The sequence below is a fragment of the Vibrio sp. 10N.247.311.49 genome, assembly GCF_041467655.1.
Classification (GTDB): Bacteria; Pseudomonadota; Gammaproteobacteria; order Enterobacterales; family Vibrionaceae; genus Vibrio; species Vibrio crassostreae_C.
On sequence record NZ_JBFSVA010000048.1, the window covers coordinates 1 to 4,330 of the forward strand.

Consider the following 4,330-nt stretch of genomic DNA (forward strand, 5'->3'; position numbering starts at 1 on the left):
TGGTGCCTCCGATGCATTTAAGTACCACATAAGTGTGGCAGATCCTCGGTAGGGGGAATCCATGTCATTCGTTAGGCCCCACTCATGAATCGAGGTAAACATGAAATATCCAGGTCAACCCCAAACTCCGCCTAGTTGGTACAAGGACAGAGGACAATCATATATTGAGAAGGAATTTAGTAAGGAACTAGGTGACTTAGCAAATGCTATAGAAGCTGAGCATTGGTTTGGTGATAAAGAAAAACATGGTCGTTTCCGCGTTGATTTTATTTTAAAAGACGCTCGGCTAATAATCGAATTAGATGGACATGAATACCACTCAACAAAAGAACAATTAGAAAAAGATGCAATAAGACAACGCTACCTTTCTAGAGCGGGCTACACGGTAATTAGGTTTACTGGGCGTGAAATAAATCGCAACCCTCAATCATGCGTTGCAGAAGTTAGAGAAATATACATAGAGCGAATGCAAAGAGCTCCTGCTAAATACCGTGTAATGTATATTGATTACCCATTTCTCTATCGAGAAACAGCTAAGGCACTTTCTTTTTTTAAAAAGATAAATCCTGATAAAACATTAAAGCCTGTAAGCATTGATGAGCTCATTCCTCATGCGATTGAATGGTTGCATGAAAAATCGTTCATCACAGCGTTTGTCTTCCACCCACCAGAAGATGAGCATGAAATAAAGCATTTAGATGGTTCAATTAAAGAGTATAAAAAGGGTGAAGTGAGAATTAATACTGTTTCAAAAGAATGGTATACATTAGAATTAGGTGAGCATATGGAAAGTTTCTCACACTTGTTTGATGAGTTTATTTTAATCGCTGATGACCCTGTATATATAAAACCTCTTCGTGCTGTTCTTCCTGATGAATTAAGTGACAGAGAGCATGGATCTTATAGTTTCAAATACTTGGCTAACGGTAAATTACTACGTCATGGTAATGAAGAAACTTCATATGTTGGCAGTGAACTAGTTCATGTTTTCTGGCAGAGAATTTGGTACATTATTGGTGCATCTATGGGATTAAGCTTATACGAAATGTAGAGCCTAACAATTGCATCAACACGATTTACTACACTCGGCAATCTCAGTTTGCCGGGTGTTTCTCGTTTTAAGGCGTCAATATTAAGTATAATTGTTTGGTAGTAAACGTGTTATGCAGGCGTTATACGAATAAAGGGGTAATTTTAAGTATGAATAAGAAAGTTGAGTGGGGAAAAGAAATAGTACAAGCTGGTAATGAAATTGCTCAATTAGCTCAAGATGTAGGTATTCCAGGAATTAGCCTTATTGGAAAATTTGCTGAAACTTTTTATGGGAGACATCTCCAAAAACGTTTTGAGGATTTTTGTTCAACGGCTGAAATTGATCTGGAGTTCATTGAATTAGTTTCAGATAACGAAGATTATTCAAATTGTTTATATGCAGCATTAGAAACAGTCCGTCAAACGAACTCGAAAATTGGAGTTAAAGCATTGGCGCTAATCTATAAAGACCATTGGAATAATACAGATTTCCTAATTCCAGCAGCTCGGTCTTTTGCACAAATCAGTGACTCAACGCTTAATGCATTTATTGAATTTTACGAAAGTTTGGATGATGATAAAGACTATCTTGAACTTAAGATTATAACCGACGGTAATCAATGTTTTCATTCAAAATATAACGATGCTGTAGAGCTTATTCACCGAAATTTTTTCGTTCAAAGTACCTATGCATCAATGGTGGCAAATGGACCAATGAGAGGCATGAAATGGACTCATACAGATTCATATTATGATTATTGCGTACTAGCAAAGCAATTCGTATAACAAATGCATCAACACGATTTGCTACACTCGGCGTTGTCAGTTTGCCTTTAGCTTCAGTGATTAAGGCAGTAAAATTCAACTAAGTCTGTATCGTAGCAAACGTGTTATGCAGGCGTTATATGCTTCAAGGATGATGATGAAAAAAGTAGTACTTTCAATATATTGCTTAATGGCGTTTAGTCAGGCTAATGCTGACGTCAAGCTAGACTTTCCCTTCAAGAAAAAGTTTGAAGTGTATGAGATTAGCGGGAATAGTGTTGAAGAAATTGAGCGTTCATTTAACGCTAGACCTGAGTTTCTCGTAAATGAAGGCTTTGACGGTTACACCGCGTGGAAATACGACTTCCATACGGATGATGATTCTTGCGAAATTCATGAATTTGAGCTTGAAGTTACCTATACACTTCCGAAGTTCGAAATGCCTAAGACTTCAGATGAGTCAGCTGAGGAGTTTCGTCCATATCTTGAGAAGCTCTATCGTCATGAACAGATTCATTGTGCGCTTGCAGTTAAGTCGATGCACGAAATGTATTTAGCCTTCAAACGAGGGCAGCGTGGAGGGTGTAGTAGCGCAAATGATAGAGTCATTGAGCTTGAAGGTGATTTGGTGGAAAGTAATGCTCTGTTTGACGTTTATACGTCGCATGGAGAAATTGAATTAGCAGAGTCTCCTTTTGGTGAGGGGCCTTACTTGAAAATATGCGAAATACCTTTCGCGCCAATGTCACCACGCATATAACAATAAATTTAAGAGTGATTCACAACGCTCGGCGCTTTCACTTCAAGCAAGTTTAGTGTTTATGGCGCAATGCTTTAGGTAGGGTTGTTGGCGTTGTTCACACCTTAATTTGGCGTTATACGAATAAAGGGGTAATTTTAAGTATGAATAAGAAAGTTGAGTGGGGAAAAGAAATAGTACAAGCTGGTAATGAAATTGCTCAATTAGCTCAAGATGTAGGTATTCCAGGAATTAGCCTTATTGGAAAATTTGCTGAAACTTTTTATGGGAGACATCTCCAAAAACGTTTTGAGGATTTTTGTTCAACGGCTGAAATTGATCTGGAGTTCATTGAATTAGTTTCAGATAACGAAGATTATTCAAATTGTTTATATGCAGCATTAGAAACAGTCCGTCAAACGAACTCGAAAATTGGAGTTAAAGCATTGGCGCTAATCTATAAAGACCATTGGAATAATACAGATTTCCTAATTCCAGCAGCTCGGTCTTTTGCACAAATCAGTGACTCAACGCTTAATGCATTTATTGAATTTTACGAAAGTTTGGATGATGATAAAGACTATCTTGAACTTAAGATTATAACCGACGGTAATCAATGTTTTCATTCAAAATATAACGATGCTGTAGAGCTTATTCACCGAAATTTTTTCGTTCAAAGTACCTATGCATCAATGGTGGCAAATGGACCAATGAGAGGCATGAAATGGACTCATACAGATTCATATTATGATTATTGCGTACTAGCAAAGCAATTCGTATAACAAATGCATCAACACGATTTGCTACACTCGGCGTTGTCAGTTTGCCTTTAGCTTCAGTGATTAAGGCAGTAAAATTCAACTAAGTCTGTATCGTAGCAAACGTGTTATGCAGGCGTTAGCCGAATCTATTAATCCGATATGTAATATTGTTTCTAAGGGGTATTTATGAGTCTTATATCAGTCAAAGTGAGTTCGAAAGCATTAGAGCATATTCGTTCTTCTACTAGTAAGAATCAAGAGCAGATGGCGCTTAAAGTTATATCTGGCGACCTATTTCATATTGTTGATACTATAAATAAATCTCGTAAAGTTCAATTAACAATGGCAGACCAATTAGCTCTCACTTTAGGTGATACTTCAGCAATTTGGCGTGCTCATCAGGAAGATGCAACCGACTTTGACATATTGTTTAATATGCTAAGCAGTAAGCCAGATAAAGAGTTTGTTTTCTCTTATAAGTTGATCGGCTAACAAGAGCTTTAAACGGAACTAAAACAGTGGGTTAGGTTTCGCTTCGCTACACATTTTAACCCACTATTTTAGTCCGCTTAAGCAGGCGTTATAAGTCACATGGAGTTTGATTTAGTATGAAGAATAGAGAGTGCCCTAATTGTCAACAGAAGATTTCACTTAGTTGGTTTTTATTTAGTGGAAATAGGACAAAGTATCGCTGTACCCAATGTTCAGCTTTGATCGAATGGACACCAAGACGCTCCTATTTAGGCATGTTTGTTGGCGGTTCATCAGCGCTGAGTTTTACATTACTTGAATCGTTGATTCCCTCAGTGAGTATACGAGTGATAATGATGTTAATTTTGGCAGTCATACTGGCATTTTTAGTACCGAAGCAGTTCAGAATCATTGACGAAAGTGCCTTATAACAAGTCATTTAAACGGAACAAAAACAGTTGGCCGTCGCTTCGCGATTTTAGCCAACCATTTTTGTCCGCTTAATGAGGCTACATGGATTCCCCCGGTTGTCAAACATCCGCTAAACTTATGTTGATGGGTT

Annotated in this window: 5 protein-coding genes; all 5 read left to right on the plus strand. The window is 37.7% G+C overall.

Features of this window, described 5'->3' with window-relative positions; all coding sequences use genetic code 11:
• Nucleotides 1–100: 100 nt before the first annotated feature.
• The 5 genes from AB6E54_RS22510 to AB6E54_RS22530 all read left to right on the plus strand — a co-directional run bounded on the left by AB6E54_RS22510 (nucleotide 101) and on the right by AB6E54_RS22530 (nucleotide 3,789).
• Nucleotides 101–1,051: an endonuclease domain-containing protein gene (locus tag AB6E54_RS22510; RefSeq protein ID WP_045104646.1), complete on the plus strand. Its 951-nt coding sequence runs from the start codon at nucleotides 101–103 to the stop codon at nucleotides 1,049–1,051.
• Between the two features lie 149 nt (nucleotides 1,052–1,200).
• Entirely contained in the window at nucleotides 1,201–1,818 is a 618-nt protein-coding gene (locus AB6E54_RS22515) for a hypothetical protein (protein WP_372135910.1), read from the plus strand.
• A 136-nt stretch (nucleotides 1,819–1,954) separates the two neighbouring features.
• Nucleotides 1,955–2,557 (plus strand): DUF922 domain-containing protein, encoded by a 603-nt coding sequence (locus tag AB6E54_RS22520; protein WP_065583845.1) that lies wholly within the window; start codon nucleotides 1,955–1,957, stop codon nucleotides 2,555–2,557.
• Between the two features lie 143 nt (nucleotides 2,558–2,700).
• Nucleotides 2,701–3,318 carry a hypothetical protein gene (locus tag AB6E54_RS22525; protein ID WP_372135910.1) on the plus strand — a complete coding sequence of 206 codons (618 nt, stop codon included), beginning with the start codon at nucleotides 2,701–2,703 and terminating at the stop codon, nucleotides 3,316–3,318.
• Between the two features lie 165 nt (nucleotides 3,319–3,483).
• On the plus strand, nucleotides 3,484–3,789 hold the full coding sequence (locus tag AB6E54_RS22530) for a hypothetical protein (protein ID WP_017067214.1): 306 nt from the start codon (nucleotides 3,484–3,486) through the stop codon (nucleotides 3,787–3,789).
• The last annotated feature ends 541 nt before the right edge of the window (nucleotides 3,790–4,330 follow it).